The organism is Lysinibacillus sp. FW12 (genome assembly GCF_050817245.1).
GTDB lineage: Bacteria > Bacillota > Bacilli > Bacillales_A > Planococcaceae > Lysinibacillus > Lysinibacillus irui.
On record NZ_CP139094.1, the window covers coordinates 4,451,290 to 4,472,364 of the forward strand.

The following is a 21,075-nucleotide window of genomic DNA, read 5'->3' on the forward strand; positions in this document are numbered from 1 at the left end:
GGATAACACGGATATTAGCATTAGGTATGTAAACTATCATACTAGCTAATATTCGTGTTTTTGTATGATTACTATAAATATTTCTTCATATATATAACTATACGAATTCGACCTATTTTTCTTTCAATTTAAAAGGAGTTGTATGTATGGACTATCAAAAATTACAGCAACGCTTCCCTTCATTAAGCCCCTTTTCCAATAAAACGGATGAAAACTATGTATTTAATTTTAATAATCAGCTCTATGAAATTCCAAAACACACGATAACACAAAGTGAATTAGAGCTATTGCAAATTTTCTCAGGCCCTATTGCTTTGCCAAATGACTATGACCTTGTCTGGTTAGAATATCTAACAGATAAGTCGGATGTTGCTCCTACAGTCCTTCCTATGCACCGTTTAATATTTCTCCACTTTGACAAAGCATTTACAGCACCATCTTTACTACGAAAAGTCTTCGAAGCTTTATTGGGAAAGGATATTCTATTGATATCACTTCATCCCCAATTATTCACCATTATAGAATGTATCGAGGGCAATGAAATATTAAACCTTGCTCATTATCTCGACCCTTTAATAGAGAACATTGAGGTTCATTTTAAAATCTTCGTTTCTGATGTAATACAAGACATTAGCACGACAAAGGAGCGATTTAACTGGTATGTCCAGCTACAACAATCGATTTGGACTTACACAAATAAGCATGTGCTCACACAGCAAGAGCTTTTAGTGCCATACGTAGCTCAGCATACAGAGCCTCAAGCGAAAGGTATTTTTATCTCCTCTATCTTAAAAAATGCTACCTCTCAGCCTGATTTACTTCATACAATAAAACAATTAATAGAATACGAAGGTAATATCACATTAGCCTCAAAAAAGTTGTATATGCACCGTAATACACTACAAAATCGCTTAGAAAAATTCCAGCAACTAACACAAAAGGACATTAGGCAATTTTCTCATCGACTAGAGGTTTATCTCGCCATTATTTTCTTGGAGTCACATTAAGGTCAACTGCACAATTTATACCCCCACCACTGTGCACCATTGCCCTATCGTTCAATTAAGAAGTCATTTACAATGATAGTATGACTTGCAAAGGGGTGTAGCGTGTATGGCGGAACTACGGCTAGAGCACATCTATAAAATATACGATAAAAATGTCCAGGCTGTAACTGATTTTAATTTGCATATTCATGATAAAGAATTCATTGTGTTTGTAGGTCCATCGGGCTGTGGAAAGACTACAACATTACGTATGATTGCTGGTTTAGAGGATATATCCAAAGGGGAACTTTTTATTGATGATATCTTAATGAATGATGTGGAATCGAAAGATAGAAGTATCGCAATGGTATTCCAAAGCTATGCTTTATATCCGCATATGACCGTCTATGATAATATGGCGTTTAGCTTAAAGCTCCGGAAGGTCGATAAAAAAGAGATTGATCGCCGTGTCAAAGAGGCTGCTAAAATCTTAGGATTAGAGGATTATTTAAAAAGAAAGCCAAAAGCTTTATCAGGTGGACAACGTCAACGTGTGGCTCTTGGCCGTGCTATTGTTAGAGAAGCGAAGGTATTTTTAATGGATGAACCTCTTTCTAATTTGGATGCTAAATTACGTGTGCAAATGCGTGCGGAAATTCAAAAGCTCCATCAACGAATTCAAACAACAACGATCTATGTTACTCATGATCAAACCGAGGCTATGACAATGGCTACACGTCTCGTGGTGATGAAAGATGGGCTTATTCAACAAATTGGGACACCAAAAGAAGTATATAATACACCACATAACATGTTTGTGGCAGGCTTTATCGGTTCACCATCTATGAACCTATTCCATTGTCGACTTACAGAAACGGAGATTCTTTTAGATGGTCAAAGCTTCCCTATCCCTCCCAAGTACTTGCCATTATTACAGAGAAAAAATTATTTAGGGAAAGAAATTGTTATGGGAATACGACCAGAGGATTTACAAATCACTGATATCATTTCCCCTTTTGCTTTCAAAGCAACTGTTGATGTTGCTGAATTGCTCGGTGCAGAAACCTTCTTATATTCTTCTTTAGTAACTCAGCCATTTATTGCGCGTGTTCAAGCTGATAGTAATTTTCAACCAACTGAGGTCGTAACGCTCGTTATGAAAGAAGAAAAGATTCATTTCTTCGACCCCGAAACAGAAGAACGGATATAAACAAAACTATAAAAAACGAAGACGATGCTATGAATCTTGATCGTCTTCGTTTTATTTTATTCTATTTTTTCGTTTAGCCACTTTTTTTTGCAATCCTTGAATGATGGTACGTGTTTCGTCTAAATAGTCTATTGTTTGTTCATAGGCACTTGTCACTACCCCCATGAATAAAATATCAATGACAAGCAACTGGGCAAGACGTGATGATGTAGCACCGCTTCTAAAGGTTGCTTCAACATTTGGAGATACATATAAAGAAATATCCGCTAAACTAGAAACTAATGAACTTCCATAGCGTGTTAAACTAATTGTAGTTGCAGGTGTTTCACTAGCTATCTCCAGGATTTTTGCCACTTCATGTGTTTCCCCAGAAAAGGAAATCCCTACTATTACATCCCCCTTCTGCGCATTAACAACCGCAGTAGCTCCTAAGTGTAAATCCATAAATGCCCTACTATTTTTATTAATTCTTAAAAACTTTTGATCTGCATCCATTGCTGTTATACCTGAAGCACCTACACCAAAAAAAATAATTTTGCGTGCTTGCGATAAAGCAGATACCGCACGTTCTAATTCAGCTATATCTATTAAATTAGCTGTTTGTGTTAAAATTTCACTACTTTGTATCGTTACCTTTTCTACAATCGATGGTAATGCTTCATTTGCCTCAATATCTCGATCTACAGTTATCGTATGTTGTAAATCACCAGCAATACGTAATTTCAGCTCTTGAACACCGCTAATATTTAGAGATTTACACAGCCGAATAACAGCCGCACTACTTGTTTGACTAGCTTCTCCTAGTTCAACCGCAGTCATTTTTATTGCCTGTGTTGGATGTGCTAATATATAGCTTGCCACCTTCTTTTCGGAGGGGGGAAGCTTTTCGTGCATTTCAGCAAGCATAATTAAACCAGCATTTATTTTTTCCATTTTTCCAGCCCCATCTCTAGATAAAAGGAGGTTATCCATGCACCTTCTTCATCAATACTTCTTTAGCGCCACCGCTCTACGCACGTGCCCTTCGGATTGAGCGAGTAATTCTGTTGCTTCTTCAATAGTTGTATTCGTCAAGAGCATCACAATCGCAAGCTTTACTTGGAAATTGGTTTGCTCCAGAACTCTTTCAGCCTGACTATAAGTAACACCCGTCACTTCACAGACAATATGTTTGGCACGCTCTCGTAATTTAAAGTTACTAGCATGGACATCCACCATTAAATTTTTATAAACTTTTCCGAGTTTAATCATCGAAGCCGTTGTAATCATATTCAATATTTGTTTATGAGCGGTTGCAGCCTTCAATCTTGTAGAACCTGTTAAAATTTCTGGTCCCGTAATCACCTCAATTTTAATATCAGCGTACTGACTAATAACCGCATGAGCATTACTAACTAAACTAATTGTTTTAGCCCCTTGTTGCTGAGCATAAATTAATGCCCCCTTCACAAAAGGAGTTCGACCACTTGCCGCAATACCGATCACTACATCGCGGTTTGTTAGCTGCTGTTTCTTTAGTTCTGCTTCTCCTAAAGATAGATCATCTTCGGCGCCTTCTATAGCTATCATTACCGCCTCTGATCCTCCAGCCAATATAGCCTGCACAAGCTTCGGGGACGTACTAAATGTAGGTGGACATTCCACCGCATCAAGCAACCCAATACGTCCACTTGTCCCTGCACCTACATAAAATAATCTCCCACCGTTCTTAAGTGCCTGAACAACGGCTATTATAGCTTGTTCAATTGCAGGCAAGACCTTAGCTATTGCTTGCGGTATTTTTTTATCCTCTTCATTCATCAGCTTTACAATTTCAGCAGTGCTCATTAAATCTAAATTTGCCGTATCTGGATGATAGCCTTCAGTCGTCAGTTTTGTCATTCGTTCCATTATGATCAAATCCCCCCATACTATTTTCGTGAATGCTCATCCAAGTTTTCTTTATCGTTCGTTGTAAAGCCTCTGTCATTTGAATTCCCTCATTGAAAAGCCCATTAATAAATGCCCCTATAACAGGTGGTACTTCAGGTTGAATTAATCGATTATGGATTGAAGCTTGTTTCAGCTTCATTTGAAAACACTGAACAAAGTAAAGATTTTCAAATAAGCCTCCGCATAGGACAATGGGCAGGTTTTTTACCTGTGGTTCTTTTATTAACATCGTTTGGATGAATTGAACTAGATGGTGAACTGCCTGTTTGATGATATTCTCCGCCTTAGCATTCTGTTGTTCAGCTAAACGTAACACCGTCCGAGCTAGGGAGGCTATAAGTACACGAGGCTGAGGATGCTCATAAACTTGCGTAATGATGTCAGCAGGATTGGTTAATGATAGCTGATTTAAAATAGTCGCTGTAAACACATCACCATTCATACCAAAAACATCATAATGTTGTGCAATAGCACGCAATGCCTCTTGCCCAATATAGTAGCCACTGCCTTCATCACCTAATAAGTAACCCCATCCTCCGACACGACTAACTTGAAGTTTTTTTGCGATAGCATATACGATGGAACCCGTTCCTGCTATTACAACAACCCCTTGCTTTGTAAAAGTGCCACTAGTAAGCGCAGCTACTGCATCATTGGTAATCGTTATCTGACAGGTGCTAGCAGGGAATAAAAAGCCCAGCCATCGTTCCCATCGATCTTTATCTACTTGTCGATCCCCTCCCGCCACACATAGAAAGACTGTAGAAATATCATTCTTTGTGGCACTAACTTTTTGTAATAGCTGCTCTAGTAGCTGCACAATCTGTTGCCTTACCTCATCTGGTGGCTTTGACTTCATATTTGTTCCTGCTCCTTCAACAATGGCTAGCACTTCTCCTTTTTGTGTACCGATCACTGCCCGAGTTCCCGTACCACCACCATCTACCCCAATAATGTATGGCCTATTTAATGGCACCAGCCGTCAACCCCTCCATAAATTGCTTTGAAGCAATAAAGAATAGTAGAATCATAGGTAACGATGCTAATGTTAGACCTGCAAAGAGCGAGCCCCAATCTGCTGAATGCTCTCCAAAGAGCGACATCATGCCTACTGGTATAGTTCGTTTCATCTTCTCCGTAATAAAAATAAGTGGGAAGAAAAAATCATTCCATGCGGCGATAAAGTTTATAATAACGACTGTACCAAGTGCTGGTCTCATTAACGGTAATACGACATGCCAAAGGATTTTTAAATTCCCTGCTCCATCAATACGAGCAGCCTCCTCAAGTTCATATGGCATCGTTTTAAAAAATCCTGTTAATATTAGCATTGATAATGGAATTCCTGTCGCTGTATTCATTAAAACTAAGGACCATAAAGAGTTAATCAGTCCTAAATCACGCATTAAAATGAAGAGCGGCACAATCCCTAACTTAATAGGAATCATCATACCTAATAAGAAAATAAAGAATAATGCATGATTCCAAGAAAATTTAAAGCGAGCAATATAGAAAGAAGCCAATGAACAAACAACAACAATTAATACAACGGATAAAATGCTCACAAACATACTATTCATAAAATACGTAGTAAATGGAATTTTAGATAATAATGTGCGGTAAGTATCTAAGCTAAAGCTAGTCGGTAAGCCCAATGGATCTTTGTAAATGTCCACACTTTTCTTAAAGGAAGACAAAATCATTAACAAAATAGGGTATAAACTGATGGTCGCCACCGTAAATACAACAAGGTAGTAAAGCGGTCGAACCCAAATGGCACTTTGCTTCATATACTCCCCCCTACATTTGAACATCCTTTTTATTAGCAAAACGTAAAAATAGTGTGGTACAAATTAATATAAAGAGGAATAATACGGTCGCTAAAGCGGACCCTAGACCTATAGCTGTCGCCCCAGAAGCTGTAGAGCTACCAAATGCCAAGCGATAGAAAAATACAGCTAATGTATCTGTTGAGTAATACGGCTCTCCCATGGAGCCTTGCATTGCATAAACAAGTTCAAATGCCTCAAAGGATTGAATAAATGTTAAAATGCCCATGATCATAATCGATGGCACCATTAAAGGTAAATAAATGGTGCGTAATAAGGTAAATCCTTTGGCGCCGTCTAACTTTGCTGCTTCAACTAACTCACTTGGTATCCCCTGAAAACCTGCAAGAAAAATTAAAACGCCAAAACCTAAGCCAAACCAACAATTAACTAAAATAATGGCAATTAAAGCTGTTTTAGGATCACCAAGCCATGCTTTTTGTAGGGTTTCCAAACCGAGTTTCTCTAAAATCACATTTAACGTACCGAAATTAGGATTCAGAATGAGCTTCCATAGGAAACCTACTACAATAACCGATAATAATCTGGGTAAAAAGAAAGCTGCCTTAAAAAACTCAGCTCCCTTAATTTTTTGATAAATAATAAACGCAAGAAAAAATGCTAATCCATTCATGACAATCATTTGCAGGATAAAATATAGGACATTATGTTTGAAGGCGTTCCAAAACAGGGAGCCATATGGTTCTGTCGTAAAAAGCGTCACAAAATTTTTGAATCCGATAAAATTTCCGCGAGCCATCCCTTTCCACTCAAAAAAACTATAGGATAATGCTGCTAAAATCGGATAAAGTACAAACATTCCATACAGTATTAACGCAGGAATAGGGAATAGATGGATAGTCCATCTCGCCCAAGATTTCCTTTTTCTTAACGGTGAAGCTGTAGATTCTCTCATAATGAACAGCCGCCCTTTTAATAATATTGTGCCAAGAAGACCCCTACACTCCTTAGTTGGCGCTTCAGGGTCTTGCTTCATGGTTGAATTATTTTTGAAATGGTGCAAACCAAGTTTTAGCGTTTTCCTGCACCTTTGTAGCTACCTCTTCTGGCGTTACTTGGCCTAAATACATACCTTGAAGCTCACTTTCCAGTAAGCTCTTCGTTGTTGGGTCCCCACCCGTGAAATTAGTTACCCACATATATGGTGTTGCTTCATTTGTAGTCGAATTACTAATGTCATTTAGTAATGCATCATCAGAGGTAATGCCCGGAATAGCACTAATCATAGAAAATTCCTTCACAAATAACTCACCAAATTCCTTCGATGTTAAAAACTCTAGGAATAGCTTCGCTGCTTCTTTATTTTTTGAATTTGCATTAATTGCAAATGAGCCGTCTACCCAAGTTGTTACTGTTTTATTGCCCTCTTTTGAAGGAATTGGGAAATAGCCTAACTCTAAATCTGGATTCATTTCTAACACAACAGGAATTTCCCAACTACCTAGCGGAAACATTGCTGCATCTTCTAAAGCAAACAATGTCCGAATATCATCCATTCCTAATCCTTCAGAATTGGCTGGGAAATACTTTTTCAAGTCATTCATTACTTGAAGCGATTCGATAAATTTCGCATCCGTAAAATCTTTTTCTCCCGCAAGTACAGCTTGATAGAAGTCATTTCCTTCATAAATTGCTGGACCTATAATACCGTGTAGCAACGACAATAACCAACCTTCCTTTGTACCCATTGCTATTGGTGTAATACCCTTTTCTAATAATTGATCATTTAATGCTATGAATTCTTCCCATGTAGATGGAACTACAAGATTGTTATCTTCAAAGATCTTTTTATTATAGAAAAATTGAGTTGAGCTTAAATTAATCGGTACACCATATTGATTCCCTTGTTCATCACGAGAAGCCATTAATGCTTCTTCAGGGAATGCACTTAATCCATTTAAATCATTAATTTTCTCAACATAACCTGCTTCAGCAAGCTTTAATCCAGCTGCATATGGCCGTAAGTGAAAAATATCCGGCCCTTCACCAGCCTGTAAAGCTGTATTGAGGACTGTGTTATATTCTGTATTTTTAGTTGGGTTAAATGAAATGTGTATATCAGGATGTTGTTCATTAAATAAAGCAATGACTTTTTCATATTTAGCAACATCCTCTGTCCGCCAACTCCCTATAGTTAGCGAAACTTCTTCTGTTTTCGGTTCCTCCTCCTTGTTAGGTGTTGTGGAGCTCGTTGATTCCTCATCAGAGTTACAGCCTACTAAAGCTACAACGAATAATAAAAGAAACGGTAATAACCATTTACTCTTTTGTCTCATGTCCGTTCCACCCTTCATATCAGTAATTTTTCATAAATCATCGTATGAAGCCTCTCCCGAATGCTTCTCATGTTTGTTTTCCTCCCATAATGCACCGCATTCGTTAGAAAAATAGCAAATCCCTGGTGAACAGGGTCCATCCAAATACTTGTGCCTGTAAATCCTGTATGACCAAATGAGCCCTTGCTCCACCTCCTGCCAAAACAAAATGTTGAATCTTCCCCCATCCATACTTCAAATCCTAATCCTCTATTTCTAAACACTTCTGTATAGGCCAGCTTGAGCCATTGATACGGTATTACATTTTGTTGCCTGGTTCCTACCCAAATTTCCGCATACTTTGCTAAATCCTCTGCACAAGAAAATAAACCTGCACTACCAGCAATTCCATCTAGTAACAGCGCTTTTTCATCGTGTACAATCCCCTGTACAAATTTACCGGATACTCTTTCTGTTGCTGCTGCAAGTCCTCTATTATGCTTCGGTAGTTGAAAACAAGTTCGATGCATGCCCCATGGTATAAAAATTTCTTGCTCTACAAAACCTTTTAGAGACTTTCCAGTTACTTTTTCAATTACCTTTCCTAATAAAATCATTCCTAAATCGCTGTATAACACTTGTTCATTTGGCTGACATACAACTTCACTTGCAAATATCTCCTTCATGATGTCGCGCTTATGATGTCTTTCCACTACCGGGGTTAAGTCTGCCGGCAGACCGGAGCAATGCTGTAGCAAGTGTTGGATTGTAATAGTAGAGAATTTAAACTCTGGTAGGAAAAATTGAATTGGCCTATTTAACATTAATTGATTTTGGCTCATCAACAATAATATTGCTGGTAAAGTTGCAACAATCTTTGTTAGGGAAGCCAAATCAAACAACGTATCGGTTTCAATGGCTAGCTCTCTATCATCTTCACCTGTATAAGCTCCATAACTGCTTGTTAACATCCTTCTTTGCTTCTTTTGAACGATTAATACGGCACCTGGAATTTTCTTTTCTTGCACTAATTCATTGATATATGCATCTATCAAGCAAACACCTCATTGTGTAAATATCTAAATTTTCAGTAAATTTTATTATCATCATATAAAATTAAATGATGAAAAATAACAAAAATCCTAAAATTTTTTTTTAAAATTGAGCAATAAAAAATCCCCACCAAGTAAATGATTACTTAATGGGAATTCTATGAATTATTTAGTTGATTTTTTTAAATCCATTGAAGATGCTGCGCTTTCAACTTTTACACGCTTTAAGAAGAACGCAAGAATTACCGCAATTACTGTTATGCCTGCTGCAATTAAGAAGGAGTGCGTGATTCCATCTAATAGCGCATTTTGCATAATTTGATCTTGCATTTGTTGCATTTGCTCTGGTGTTGGTGCCGCACCTGATTGTGCAGCATTAGCTTTTGCTTCTGCAACTAATTCTTCAGCTTTTACTTTTGTACGATTATTCATAAATGTAACTAGGATCGCACTACCGATTGCTCCTGATACTTGCTGTAATGTATTGTTAATAGCTGTACCATGAGGATTCATAATTTGTGGTAGTTGATTTAACCCGTTTGTCATAATTGGCATCATAACCATTGACATACCGAACATACGAATTGTATACATCGATACGATATATGTGTAACTTGAATCAATTTCTAATTTTGTTAAACCAAATGTTGCAATCGTCGTAATGACTAAACCAGTAATAGCCAGCACTCGTGGACCAAATTTATCGAAAAGCTTACCTGTGATTGGTGACATAATCCCCATTACAAGTGCCCCTGGAAGCATCATCAAGCCTGCTTCAAATGGTTCAATACCACGAATAGATTGCACATAAGCTGGTGTTAAAATCATCCCTGAGAACATCGCCATAGAGACAATGACGGAGATGACAGACCCTAATGCAAACATTGGATATTTATAAATACGTAATTCTAACAATGGTTCATCCATTTTCAGCTGTTTAACAACGAAAATAATTAATGCGATGAAACCAACTGTAATTGTGCCATATACCCATGGACTTGACCAGCCTTTATCCCCTGCTGTACTAAAGCCGTATAAAATACCACCGAAGGCAACTGTTGATAAAAGTACTGAAAGGAAATCTAAGTGAACTTCACGTGTCTCCATCACGTTTCTTAATTTCCAAACACCAAATAATAAACTAATTAAAGCAAAAGGAATAATCATTTGGAAAAGCATACGCCAATCATGATGCTCAACAATGTACCCTGATAATGTAGGACCGATTGCTGGCGCCATAATCATAACTAGACCAAATATACCCATCGCAGCCCCACGTTTTTCTTTCGGGAAGCTTGTTAACATAACGTTCATTAAAAGTGGTGACATACTTGATGCACCGGCTGCCTGCACCATACGACCTGCTAGAAGCACACCAAAGTTTGGTGCGAAGCCTGCCATAATTGTACCTATTGTAAAGACGGACATCGCTACTATAAATAGATGTCTATTTTTAAAGCGTGTCACAAAAAATGCTGAAGCAGGAACTAAAATACCGCTTACTAGCATATAACCTGTTGCTAGCCATTGTACCTTTGAATATGTTATTCCAAAATCTTTCATGATTGTTGGTAATGCCACATTCAGCAATGTGTTGTTTAGAAAAGCAACAAAAGCACCCACAAATAGAATAGCTATCATGCCATAAGGGGGCTTCTTCATTGTTTGCTCACTATTCATTTATATCCCTCAATTCTTTCTTGTGTTTTACGATAAAACTTATTTTATACTCGTAGTCTACTTTTTTCAACAAATAAGTTTATATTTTTTACAAACGTTGATATATGGGCTTTTTAAGTGTAGAATAAGAGTATAATACTATAAAAAAGGTGAGGTCATGAACAAAAGAAAAAGACAGATTATTACAGCAGCCCGTGAACTTTTTATTGAAAAAGGTTTTCTAGATACATCGATTAACGACATCATCAATGCGGCCAAGATTTCGAAAGGTACATTTTATAATCACTTTACTTCAAAGAACGAATGCTTAATCGCCATTTTAGACGAAGGACGAGAGGAAGCAAGTAATCGCCGCCATGAACTTATATATGGTAAGGATCCAACAGATTTAGAAGTATTGACACAGCAAGTTGCTGTACTCATGTATGTCAATCGGGAACATAATTTAATACAAATTTTTGAATCCATTTTCCAATCAAGAGATAAAGAACTAAAAAAAATCATTATCAACTACCATTTACAAGAATTGGAATGGCTTGCCAATCGGCTAGTACAAGTCTTTGGCGAAGAGATTAGCCCTATTAGCTATGAGTGTGCTGTACAAACGCTTGGAATGATTAACCTTACACTGCGTGCCGTCTTTATTGCCGATTATAAATATATCAATCGAGAAGCCATTGTACGTGTAGCATTGCGCAATATAAGCGTAATTATACCCACTATGCTTGAATCGAAAGAAATCATCGTAAGTGTTGAAATGATCAATACCATTCAAAATGTGGTGAACTATAAAACGGTTACAAAGGAAATGGTTATTGAACAATTACGGGGGTTTACGAAGGGATTATCGAAAAACGAAACAATGGAAGGTTTAGAATATGCTCAATTCTTATTAGAGGAACTACAGAGCGAAAAGCCAAAACTTTTTATTATTGAATCACTTCTTACACCTTTCCGTAAGGCTTTTGTCGGCACAGAACATATCGCAGAAGCCCGCGACATCGCCAATAACTTGTGGCGCTATGTAAAAATTGAACAACCAGCTGAGCGCTGTACGAAAAATAAATAAATACAAAAAGAGGTATCAAAAATTCTTGATACCTCTTTACTATGATGAAATATACTCTAAGATTCAACTTCATGGTTTTTATGTCTTTGGATTGCATGAAAATCAGCCTTCGTGGCATTGAAATTTCAGAACGAAAATAGTTCCACCTTGGCCAGAACGAACACTAATGGTGCCATTATGCAAATCAATGAGCTGTTTTGTAATGGCTAGTCCTAGTCCTGTTCCCGTTATATCGTCAGTCGTATTAGTACCACGATAATAACGCTCGAATAAATTATCAAGCTCCTCCTGAGGAATGCCAGGACCTCGATCAGCAATGGTTAGCATCACTTCTTTACCAGTATGTTGTGCCTCTACAATTACTTTTGTGCCTTCGGGCGTATACTTTTTCGCATTGGTAATTAAATTATCCATAATTCGCTTGAGTAAAAGCTCATCTGCTTGCAGCAATACATCCCCATAAACTTTCACACTTACCTGCTCATCTGCAAACTGTGGTAACCATGCTGCTAACGGCAGTAATACTTCATCCAGCTGTATGGCCTTATTTTTTAATTGATACGTATAGGTTAAATCTTGAATGAGCGCATCCATATAGGTCGCCTTTTCTTGCATCGTTTGTGCAAAAATACGCATCTCATCCTTGGTCCACTCATAATCTTCCGATGCCAGCATTGTGGAATAGCCATAAATTGAACTTAACGGCGTCTTTAAATCATGTGATAAGCCCGTTATCCACTCTTCACGTAATTGCTCTGCGTGCTTGATCTGTCTTTCATTTGAATTAAGTCGTTCAGATAAATGATTGAGTGATTCCTCTACAGGCTGGAACAGTTTAAATTTCCGCTTGAGCTTCCCCGTTTTGTTATGATGAATTTTTTTATCACTTATTTCTCTGTAATCAAATTGTGTCAGTCGCTCAATACGCGAAATAACATAAACGAGTGGTCGCACAAATTGCCGTGAAATACTAATGGATAAAAAGATCACGCCGAGTATCAAAATAATATGCCCACCGAAGAATATAGAAACAAACAATACCATCGCCTTATTAAAGGGCTCTTCAAATGGCTTATAGGATGGGTTAGGCATTCGCACAACAAAAGTGGCATCATCAGCTAGGGCTACGCTTTGTGTAAGCTCCTCATGCTCGAAAATATCATATTTTTCCTCGAGTAATTGCGGCTTCTTCAGCTTATCATAACGCTTTCCTATGACATCCGTCCGATTCCATTGTTCGTCATAGATTTCAACACTCGCCTTATTTTCTTTTAAACGTTGCAAGGTTACGGCAGAAATGTCCCCTGTTGAAACCCAATTTTCGAAGGCCTCTTCAAACAAAGGTTGAACAGGCGAAGTCGGAATAAATAATAAGTAGTAATTCGGGAGTTCCCATGTATGCATACCCGGTTGCTTCAATGCTAATATTTCGCTATCGGACTTTCCACATAATTCACAACTATCTCCTGTGTAATCAACAATGGTCATGGATTGATCAAATAAGTATAGCTGTCCTACGTTTTCCTCTGCTCGCTTCACTAAGTAATCCGCTATTTTAACCGTTTGTCCTTTTTCAACAACAGCATCATCTTCAATTTCAAAGGAGCTCATAACATGAATATTGTCACCAACACGATCATTAATAAAGATGGCGAAAAATACCAAGCTCATAATAAAGCCTGAAATAATTAAGAGATAAAATATGATGAAATATGAAACAAAACGGAGTGTTAATTTTCCAGCAGGCTTCATGAAGAAACATCCCCAACAAGTTTATAACCAATGCCTCGGACCGTTATAATGCATGTTGGCTTTCCAGGATTTTTTTCGATTTTTTCACGTAGTTTGCGTATATGTACCATTACTGTATTATCATCAAACAAGCAATCTCCCCACACACTCTCGTATATTTGTTCCTTTGATAACACTTGCCCTGCATTATCACATAAATATTTTAATAAATGAAATAAGCGGCCACTAATCATTTCCTTTACGCCATCTACCTGAATCTCTGCTGCGTCAATATCGAATGTAAAACGGCTACAAGTAAAAATGTGATTTTCTTGAACATTCTTTTTCTTCATATAACGTACTAGCTGTACCTTCACTCTTGCCACAAGTTCTAATGGGTTAAATGGTTTTGTAATATAATCATCTGCACCATTCATAAAACCTCGGAGCTTATCGGCGTCACTGCTTTTTGCTGTTAAATAAAAAATAGGGGCATCACTTTTCTCTCGAATGATATGTGCGATATCCAACCCACTACCATCTGGTAGCATGATATCTAATAGATAGAAATCAAATGGTTTAGTATTAATCTCGTTTTTTGCCTCTTCTATCGTGTTGCATAATGTTATATTGGCAATTCCTTCTTTTCTTAAAATAATTTCAATCATTTCGGCAATTGCACGTTCGTCCTCTAACACTAAAATTGATGCTTCCTGCATTTTTCCACCTACTTTTAAGATTACTTTAAGGTAGTCATTATTTCACCATAAGCTTCCTCAACTATTATATGTATAAGATAACCAATTAAGGAGATAAAACGCAATGACAACTAATCGTGTTACCTTCATTGATACAATGCGTGGATTTAGTTTATTTGGCATCTTAATGGCAAATTTGCTGATTTTCCAGTTTGGGATGTATGGCAAAGATGAATTAAAAAATCTTTCTACCTTAGATAACGGAGCTTTATATTTTGTGAAAATTGTAATTGAAGGCTCGTTTATGCCCATTTTCACCATTTTATTTGGCTTCTCGCTTATTAAATTAATTGAATCCATCCGCAGAAAAAAGAATAAAAGCCGCTGGTCTATTTTACGCCGTGCAACAGGCTTAATTTCTCTTGGCTTACTTCATTCCATCTTCTTATGGGAAGGCGATATTCTGTTTTCTTATGGCTGTATGACTTTATTCTTGATTCCTTTTATTAATCGTAAGCCAAAAACTCTATTAATATGGGCTGGTATCCTTTTAGTACTAACAACAGCGTTAACATACGGCTCTATGGAAGTATCTAAAAAGGAACAAAAGGAGCTAGATACTTACATTGAACAAGCAGATGCTATCTACGCTAATGGAAACTATTTAGAGATTTTTGATTTCCGTGCAAATGTAGAACCACCAGGAATGGAAGATCCGGCGTTCATCTTTATTTTATTAATTTTTACACCAATGTTCTACGCACCACTATTCCTTTTCGGCATGGCACTTGCTAAGAAGCAAGCCTTTGTGGAGATGGATAAGGAAATGAAATGGTATAAACTAGGTGCTCTCCTCGTTCCTATTGGACTTGTATGTAAAAGTGTTAGTTTTATAGAAAATGCTTTTTCTTCCATTTTATTAATGGGTGGCTCGCAATTATTAGCGATTGGCTATGTCTGCCTTGCAGCATTGATTTATAAAACACGCCCTGTTCAACTGCTTGCTCCTGCATTCGAGAGCGTAGGCAAACTGTCATTAACCAATTATTTACTACAAACCATTATTTGTACAACTGTTTTTTATGGCTATGGCCTTGGATTATACGGCAAACTAGGCGTTTTTGGCGGTATCCTATTTGGAATCGTTGTGTATAGCTTGCAATGTGTTTTCAGCCTAGCCTATTTAAAGAAATTTAAACGTGGTCCATTTGAAACAATTTTACGGATATGGACAAATTGGTCTTGGTCTGGGCAGGTAAAACAAGACTAAAATAGAAAGGAATTATTTTTATGAATAGTGACTCTAAAGAAGACTTTACAGACTCATGGTGGTTTTTGGGTATTTGTGCGACTGTAGCAGTAATTTTAACACTATTTGCATTCAAATAAATTACACATTAGATTTCATTTTCATTTGCCCCCTACTGTATACTAGTAAGTACTACAACTATACAGCTTAGGGGGCATTTTGTTGTTACAGCGTATGATGATTACTGGCTATAAGCCACATGAACTTGGTATTTTTAATGATAAACACCCTGGCATTGTCATTATAAAAAAGGCTCTAGAAGCTCGTTTACGTACACTACTGGATGAAGGACTGGAATGGGTTATTATTAGTGGACAGCAGGGCGTCGAATCTTGGAGTGCTGAAGTTGTTTTAATGCTAAAAAAGGAATATCCAAATTTAAAATATGCCGTTATAACGCCCTTTTTAGAGCAGGAGAAGAATTGGCAAGACCCTAAAAAGGAAAAGTATCAAGCATTAATTGCCCAAGCCGATTTTGTTACAAGCGTGACCAAAAAACCGTACGAAGCACCTTGGCAATTTATTGAGAAGGATAAATTTATTATTCAAAATACTGACGGTCTTTTATTAATTTACGATGAAGAAAATGAAGGTTCTCCAAAGTACATTAAACGTCTTGCAGAAAAATATATGGAATCTCATGACTATTCTCTTTTAACAATAAACGCCTATGATTTACAGGTGATAGCTGAAGAAATACAACAGCAAGACTGGTAGAAAAATATTGCTATAATTTTCTGACAATTATATACTATAATTAGTTATTCCTTTTTGTAGCCTACTATTTTCATGAATGCTACCAATAAATTGAAAGGAGCTGTATCATTTGAATAAACATATTGAAATGGTTCTTGAAGCTTCTCCTGTTAATGTCACTCACGATACGTATCGTAGAGAATGTCGGTATACACGTGGAATTCATATTGAGGAACAGGAATTTTCAGCTATTTTAAATACGATGAGCAATGATTCACGCTTATATTTCGATTTCCATAATCCGCGTAAAGAGATTAAAAAGGGAACCTATTTAAATGGACACTCCGGTTTAGCCTACAATATTTATGAATACTATAAACAACATTATAATATTGAGATAGCTGAGATAATTAATGGTAAAGATTTTTATGTAAAAATAATATAAAACATAAGCCCCTTTAAAATTTTTCTTTTAAAGGGGCTTTTTTTTTATGTTATAGGTCTGCTACTTGCGCACCTAATTCTTTATTATTATACATTTCTGTATCAAGCTCTTTTGTAATACGTGCTGTTGTAACACCAGCAGTCATTGAACCACTTACATTTAAAGCTGTACGTCCCATATCGATTAAAGGCTCAACAGAGATTAATACACCTGCAAGTGCAACTGGTAAGTCAAGAGCTGAAAGTACAAGGATCGCTGCAAATGTTGCACCACCACCAACACCTGCTACACCAAAGGAGCTAACGGCTACTACTGCGATGACTGTAATAATGAACACAGGATCAAGAGGATTAATACCTACTGTAGGTGCGATCATAATCGCTAACATAGCAGGGTATACTCCAGCACAGCCATTTTGGCCGATTGATAAACCAAATGAACCTGAGAAGTTTGCGATACCTTCAGATACCCCAAGACGGCCTGTTTGCGTTTTAATGTTCATTGGTAAAGTACCAGCACTTGAACGTGATGTAAAGGCAAATAACAATGTTTCCGCTGATTTTTTCACGTACGTAACTGGGTTTAATCCACTTAATGTTAGGATTAATAAATGTACTAAGAAAACAATTATTAGCGCCGCATAAGAAGCAATCACAAACTTACCTAAATTATAAATGGCACCGAAATCTGATGTTGCAACCGTACGAGCCATAATAGCTAAAATTCCATATGGTGTTAAACGTAAAATGATTGTTACAACACCCATTACTAGTGCATAAATAGCATCTAAGCCTTTTTTAATTGTAGCTGCTGTCCCTTCATCTTTACGTGCCACACGTAAGTAAGCAAAACCAAGGAATGCTGAGAAAATTACTACAGCAATTGTTGATGTTGAACGAGCTCCAGTTAAATCAAGGAAGGGATTTGCTGGGAATAGCTCAACAATTTGAGTTGGTAAATCCGGTGCTGCTAAGCCAGTTGTTTTTTCCTCAAGATATTGTCCTCGAGCTGTTTCTGCTTCACCTTGTAAAATATGTGTTGCATCTAAATCAAATACCGTTGCAGAAAGAATACCTACTGCTGCCGAAACGGCTGTTGTACCAATTAAAATGGCTAAAATAAGAGCTGCCATTTTCCCAAAGTTTTTGCCAATTTTCATTTTTGTAAAGGCAATTAAAATGGAGATGAATACTAAAGGCATTGCAACCATTTGTAGCAGTTTAACATACCCAGTACCTATAATATTGTACCAAGAAGTTGTTTTGGCTAGTACTTCAGAATCTATACCATAGATAAAATGAAGTCCAAGGCCAAGTACAATCCCTAAACCTAAGCCTGCAAAAACACGATTTGAAAATTTGACGTGTTTTTTATTCATAATAAATAAAATTCCAACGAACACAAGCAACACTGCTACGTTAAGAATGATTTGTAAATTCGACAATGGAATGCCTCCTAAGATGTTTTATTATTAATGTAATCGAATTATATACCCATAATCCCTATAATTCAAGTATGTTTTATTAAGATTAATAAATTCCTAAAGGAAATGGTTCTTTGCCTATGATTATACCCTCAAAAAATGAATCACAATCATCCTTTTGCTCCTGACGCTTTATTATAAAAGACATTTAACAAACCAAGATCATCAGCATATGTGCAGGCGATTGTATAGATAGTTTAGTCACTGGTACTACATTTGGTGACAAATGATAAATGGCCCCTAGATTGTTATAAAAACTAACAGTCTAGAGGCAGCATTATAGGTTTACTTATATCGCTTCATTTCTAATGACAAATCTCGGTTCATAGTCGCTAATTATGTCAAAAACACCATCATTAAAACAATAAATATGATGTTCAACGTGAGGAATTTCTTTGCTCCCAATCCAGGGAAGTTGGTCAAACCATGCTATATAATCTGAATGGCTCATTTTATAAAACCATTCTGCTGAAAAATTTATAGCATTTTCTTGTTGCAATGCTTCATCGACTAAGGGCACTAAATCAGATCGAGGGATTTCTCCAGTGTAGCGGAATGACCAAACGTAATCTTGAATTGGGGAAATCTTATCATAAATAATATCAACTTCCGTATTGTTTCGATCTATTAATGTTAAGGATAACCCTAAATCTGTATAATTTAATGAAGCATTAACGACTTGAGCCCTCTCCAAGCAAGTAATAGGCTGCCAAATATGCAGTCTTCTTAAGTCCATCTAAAAACCCCCCTTTTATATAGAAACTTTATTCAAAAATTCATATATTTTACATCTAAGCTTTTAAAAATTCATAGTAAAGCTCCAGCAATAAACCTAGCGAAATGCACTAAGTTAATGGACGAAGTAGGTTTGTTGTTTATTAATGAGGTAACAGCTTCCTGCGATTTTTTTACACTGCTTTTTGATATGTGTGACCGCATTGGACAATTGTTCAACGGAATTAAAATACTGATATTCGTTTGTAATAACGGCGATAGATAAGGTCGTACATGTTAAAGGTTCTAGTTCACCTGCTCTATTGGCCACTTGAATACATACTAAATCCTCAATATCATAAAAACTTACAATATTGGCATCAAAGTCATCTATAATCTTTTGACAAATCTTTTCTACTTCATAATGAGGTAGAATGGCAACAAAATCGTCGCCACCGATATGCCCTAAAAAATCTTCCATCCCACAGATATGTCTTTTTAGTATATCTGTTAAATACATTAAAATTTTATCACCTTTATTAAAACCATATGTGTCATTATAGGATTTAAAATGATCTAAATCAAAATAGATTAAGCTATATTGTGATAGCTGTAATGCTTCCTCTAGCTTTTCATCAATTAATTTATTCCCGGGAAGGCTACTTAAAGGATTTAAGAAGCTTGCAATGGCTACTTGTGTATCAACAAGCTTTAATAGTAACTCTCGAATACTAACTAAACCATCATATAAGTTATTTTTTGTGACAACGACATCATCATATAAATCTTCAGGAGGTCTAGACATAGCTAGTGTACTCACTTCAGTAATTGGTGTATTACGATCTACAATTAAAGGGTTTTCTTTCATGATAAGTTGATTTTGGCGTCCCATAAATAAATGATAGCCATAGCGAGTACCAATTTTTTGATAGAAATGTGTACGTGTAATATGTCCAATTGGTTTTTCATCACGAACTACTACAATGCTTCGCAATGAAGGATTACTCATAAAAAGTACATCTACTTCGTTATTTTTCACAAATTCATCAATACACGGAACCTTTTCAATGACTTCCCCTATCTTCATGGTCACCCACCCTTATTTTTCCCAAATGTATTTCCTTTGATGGCTTTCCTATCGCATAACCTTGTGCATAATGAATGCCTATACGATGCAGATAATCAAGCTCTTCTTGTCGTTCAATCCCCTCAGCGATAATTTTTGTTTTCACCTGTTCAGCATATTTCATCAATAAGGTAACGAGCTGTTGCTGCTCGCTATTTTGATCGATAAATTGAATTAACGAACGATCAAGTTTAATAAATTCTGGCTTTAAATAAATAAGAGTTTTCAAGCTATTATAACCTGAGCCTACATCGTCTACTGCAATGCGATAACCTTGTGATCGATAATGTGACAACACCCGTTCGAATTCCTCAAAATCTATTACAGCACTGCGCTCTGTTAATTCAAATACTACCTGCTGAGGTTTAATGCCCAGCTCCTTAAGTAATTGTAGCGTTTCTCCACTGTGATATTTTTTATCTACTAACACATTCGGATGTATATTAAGAAATACTAAGAAGTTCGTATCCTTCACATCTTTATGCATACGCTCCTTGAAACGCTGTAAGGAAAGATTCCTACAAAAACACTCAAATAAAAAAACACAATCTGTTTGCCCAACAAACTCATAGAACTGATCCACACTATTAAATAATACTGATGGAACTGGGCGATTTAATGCTTCAAATCCCATCGTTTGCTTTGACTGTAAATCTACAATAGGTTGGAAATATGTATGTAAATCATTATGCTGAATAATATGTTTCAACGCTTTTAAACGTTTCATATATAATGAATTTCTTTGATGTTGCCCATATAAATATTTTAAAAAGGAAAATATACTCCTTGTTTTTATACTTTGTCCCATTGTAGACTCCATTCTTGCACCTCTTCAATTG

The 21,075-nt window shown here is 36.7% G+C and carries 20 protein-coding genes; 6 read left to right on the plus strand and 14 right to left on the minus strand.

Annotated features, from left to right (window positions below):
* Positions 1-146 precede the first annotated feature (146 nt).
* Entirely contained in the window at positions 147-1,007 is an 861-nt protein-coding gene (locus SJW71_RS22815) for a PucR family transcriptional regulator (protein ID WP_322605641.1), read from the plus strand.
* Between the two features lie 106 nt (positions 1,008-1,113).
* Positions 1,114-2,196 carry an ABC transporter ATP-binding protein gene (locus SJW71_RS22820; RefSeq protein ID WP_274795332.1) on the plus strand — a complete coding sequence of 361 codons (1,083 nt, stop codon included), beginning with the start codon at positions 1,114-1,116 and terminating at the stop codon, positions 2,194-2,196.
* A 51-nt stretch (positions 2,197-2,247) separates the two neighbouring features.
* On the opposite strand, the gene SJW71_RS22825 is transcribed toward SJW71_RS22820, so the two are convergent.
* The 8 genes from SJW71_RS22825 to SJW71_RS22860 all read right to left on the minus strand — a co-directional run bounded on the left by SJW71_RS22825 (position 2,248) and on the right by SJW71_RS22860 (position 10,965).
* Positions 2,248-3,129: a MurR/RpiR family transcriptional regulator gene (locus SJW71_RS22825; protein ID WP_274795331.1), complete on the minus strand. Its 882-nt coding sequence runs from the start codon at positions 3,127-3,129 to the stop codon at positions 2,248-2,250.
* Between the two features lie 51 nt (positions 3,130-3,180).
* Positions 3,181-4,086 (minus strand): N-acetylmuramic acid 6-phosphate etherase, encoded by a 906-nt coding sequence (gene murQ, locus SJW71_RS22830; protein WP_274795330.1) that lies wholly within the window; start codon positions 4,084-4,086, stop codon positions 3,181-3,183.
* Positions 4,058-5,104 (minus strand): N-acetylglucosamine kinase, encoded by a 1,047-nt coding sequence (locus SJW71_RS22835; protein ID WP_274795329.1) that lies wholly within the window; start codon positions 5,102-5,104, stop codon positions 4,058-4,060. Before SJW71_RS22835 ends, murQ begins: the two co-directional genes overlap by 29 nt.
* Positions 5,091-5,918, minus strand: coding sequence for a carbohydrate ABC transporter permease (locus SJW71_RS22840; RefSeq protein ID WP_274795328.1), 828 nt, complete (start codon positions 5,916-5,918; stop codon positions 5,091-5,093). The genes SJW71_RS22835 and SJW71_RS22840 overlap by 14 nt, the downstream gene beginning before the upstream one ends.
* A gap of 10 nt (positions 5,919-5,928) precedes the next feature.
* Complete coding sequence (locus SJW71_RS22845) at positions 5,929-6,873, minus strand: carbohydrate ABC transporter permease (RefSeq protein WP_274795327.1); 945 nt, start codon at positions 6,871-6,873, stop codon at positions 5,929-5,931.
* A gap of 88 nt (positions 6,874-6,961) precedes the next feature.
* Positions 6,962-8,272: an ABC transporter substrate-binding protein gene (locus SJW71_RS22850; protein ID WP_404809708.1), complete on the minus strand. Its 1,311-nt coding sequence runs from the start codon at positions 8,270-8,272 to the stop codon at positions 6,962-6,964.
* A complete protein-coding gene (locus SJW71_RS22855; RefSeq protein ID WP_274795325.1) occupies positions 8,269-9,288 on the minus strand; it encodes a serine hydrolase domain-containing protein in 1,020 nt (339 codons plus the stop codon). Before SJW71_RS22855 ends, SJW71_RS22850 begins: the two co-directional genes overlap by 4 nt.
* A gap of 162 nt (positions 9,289-9,450) precedes the next feature.
* Positions 9,451-10,965 carry a DHA2 family efflux MFS transporter permease subunit gene (locus tag SJW71_RS22860; RefSeq protein WP_274795324.1) on the minus strand — a complete coding sequence of 505 codons (1,515 nt, stop codon included), beginning with the start codon at positions 10,963-10,965 and terminating at the stop codon, positions 9,451-9,453.
* A 157-nt stretch (positions 10,966-11,122) separates the two neighbouring features.
* Between SJW71_RS22860 and SJW71_RS22865 the strand changes: the two genes are divergently transcribed.
* Positions 11,123-12,034, plus strand: coding sequence for a TetR/AcrR family transcriptional regulator (locus SJW71_RS22865; protein ID WP_274795323.1), 912 nt, complete (start codon positions 11,123-11,125; stop codon positions 12,032-12,034).
* Positions 12,035-12,136: 102 nt separating this feature from the next.
* Here the strand turns inward: SJW71_RS22865 and SJW71_RS22870 are convergent, their stop codons facing one another.
* The gene (locus tag SJW71_RS22870; protein WP_274795322.1) at positions 12,137-13,786 is read right to left on the minus strand and encodes a sensor histidine kinase; all 1,650 of its coding nucleotides are present in this window, start codon (positions 13,784-13,786) and stop codon (positions 12,137-12,139) included.
* Positions 13,783-14,484, minus strand: coding sequence for a response regulator transcription factor (locus SJW71_RS22875; RefSeq protein ID WP_312507477.1), 702 nt, complete (start codon positions 14,482-14,484; stop codon positions 13,783-13,785). Before SJW71_RS22875 ends, SJW71_RS22870 begins: the two co-directional genes overlap by 4 nt.
* Before the next feature lie 103 nt (positions 14,485-14,587).
* Between SJW71_RS22875 and SJW71_RS22880 the strand changes: the two genes are divergently transcribed.
* The 3 genes from SJW71_RS22880 to SJW71_RS22890 all read left to right on the plus strand — a co-directional run bounded on the left by SJW71_RS22880 (position 14,588) and on the right by SJW71_RS22890 (position 16,913).
* Positions 14,588-15,733 carry a DUF418 domain-containing protein gene (locus SJW71_RS22880; RefSeq protein ID WP_312507478.1) on the plus strand — a complete coding sequence of 382 codons (1,146 nt, stop codon included), beginning with the start codon at positions 14,588-14,590 and terminating at the stop codon, positions 15,731-15,733.
* Positions 15,734-15,949: 216 nt separating this feature from the next.
* Positions 15,950-16,489 (plus strand): DUF1273 domain-containing protein, encoded by a 540-nt coding sequence (locus SJW71_RS22885; protein WP_396631783.1) that lies wholly within the window; start codon positions 15,950-15,952, stop codon positions 16,487-16,489.
* A gap of 109 nt (positions 16,490-16,598) precedes the next feature.
* Positions 16,599-16,913: a hypothetical protein gene (locus SJW71_RS22890; RefSeq protein WP_274795317.1), complete on the plus strand. Its 315-nt coding sequence runs from the start codon at positions 16,599-16,601 to the stop codon at positions 16,911-16,913.
* 49 nt (positions 16,914-16,962) lie between these two features.
* Here the strand turns inward: SJW71_RS22890 and SJW71_RS22895 are convergent, their stop codons facing one another.
* The 4 genes from SJW71_RS22895 to SJW71_RS22910 all read right to left on the minus strand — a co-directional run bounded on the left by SJW71_RS22895 (position 16,963) and on the right by SJW71_RS22910 (position 21,056).
* A complete protein-coding gene (locus tag SJW71_RS22895; protein WP_274795316.1) occupies positions 16,963-18,357 on the minus strand; it encodes an L-cystine transporter in 1,395 nt (464 codons plus the stop codon).
* A 328-nt stretch (positions 18,358-18,685) separates the two neighbouring features.
* Positions 18,686-19,132, minus strand: a complete 447-nt coding sequence (locus tag SJW71_RS22900) for a hypothetical protein (protein ID WP_322605643.1) — start codon at positions 19,130-19,132, stop codon at positions 18,686-18,688.
* Between the two features lie 114 nt (positions 19,133-19,246).
* On the minus strand, positions 19,247-20,197 hold the full coding sequence (locus tag SJW71_RS22905; RefSeq protein WP_312507481.1) for a GGDEF domain-containing protein: 951 nt from the start codon (positions 20,195-20,197) through the stop codon (positions 19,247-19,249).
* Positions 20,175-21,056, minus strand: coding sequence for an EAL domain-containing protein (locus SJW71_RS22910; protein WP_274795313.1), 882 nt, complete (start codon positions 21,054-21,056; stop codon positions 20,175-20,177). The genes SJW71_RS22905 and SJW71_RS22910 overlap by 23 nt, the downstream gene beginning before the upstream one ends.
* Positions 21,057-21,075 lie beyond the last annotated feature (19 nt).

Coding starts and splice junctions, on each gene's coding strand:
- SJW71_RS22825 (WP_274795331.1), bottom strand. CDS start 3,129: ATGGAAAAAATAAATGCTGGTTTAATTATGCTTGCTGAAATGCACGAA.
- SJW71_RS22910 (WP_274795313.1), bottom strand. CDS start 21,056: ATGGAGTCTACAATGGGACAAAGTATAAAAACAAGGAGTATATTTTCC.
- SJW71_RS22840 (WP_274795328.1), bottom strand. CDS start 5,918: ATGAAGCAAAGTGCCATTTGGGTTCGACCGCTTTACTACCTTGTTGTA.
- SJW71_RS22875 (WP_312507477.1), bottom strand. CDS start 14,484: ATGCAGGAAGCATCAATTTTAGTGTTAGAGGACGAACGTGCAATTGCC.
- SJW71_RS22815 (WP_322605641.1), top strand. CDS start 147: ATGGACTATCAAAAATTACAGCAACGCTTCCCTTCATTAAGCCCCTTT.
- SJW71_RS22905 (WP_312507481.1), bottom strand. CDS start 20,197: ATGAAGATAGGGGAAGTCATTGAAAAGGTTCCGTGTATTGATGAATTT.
- SJW71_RS22885 (WP_396631783.1), top strand. CDS start 15,950: ATGATTACTGGCTATAAGCCACATGAACTTGGTATTTTTAATGATAAA.
- SJW71_RS22865 (WP_274795323.1), top strand. CDS start 11,123: ATGAACAAAAGAAAAAGACAGATTATTACAGCAGCCCGTGAACTTTTT.
- murQ (WP_274795330.1), bottom strand. CDS start 4,086: ATGGAACGAATGACAAAACTGACGACTGAAGGCTATCATCCAGATACG.
- SJW71_RS22860 (WP_274795324.1), bottom strand. CDS start 10,965: ATGAATAGTGAGCAAACAATGAAGAAGCCCCCTTATGGCATGATAGCT.
- SJW71_RS22820 (WP_274795332.1), top strand. CDS start 1,114: ATGGCGGAACTACGGCTAGAGCACATCTATAAAATATACGATAAAAAT.
- SJW71_RS22900 (WP_322605643.1), bottom strand. CDS start 19,132: ATGGACTTAAGAAGACTGCATATTTGGCAGCCTATTACTTGCTTGGAG.
- SJW71_RS22880 (WP_312507478.1), top strand. CDS start 14,588: ATGACAACTAATCGTGTTACCTTCATTGATACAATGCGTGGATTTAGT.
- SJW71_RS22850 (WP_404809708.1), bottom strand. CDS start 8,272: ATGAAGGGTGGAACGGACATGAGACAAAAGAGTAAATGGTTATTACCG.
- SJW71_RS22870 (WP_274795322.1), bottom strand. CDS start 13,786: ATGAAGCCTGCTGGAAAATTAACACTCCGTTTTGTTTCATATTTCATC.
- SJW71_RS22845 (WP_274795327.1), bottom strand. CDS start 6,873: ATGAGAGAATCTACAGCTTCACCGTTAAGAAAAAGGAAATCTTGGGCG.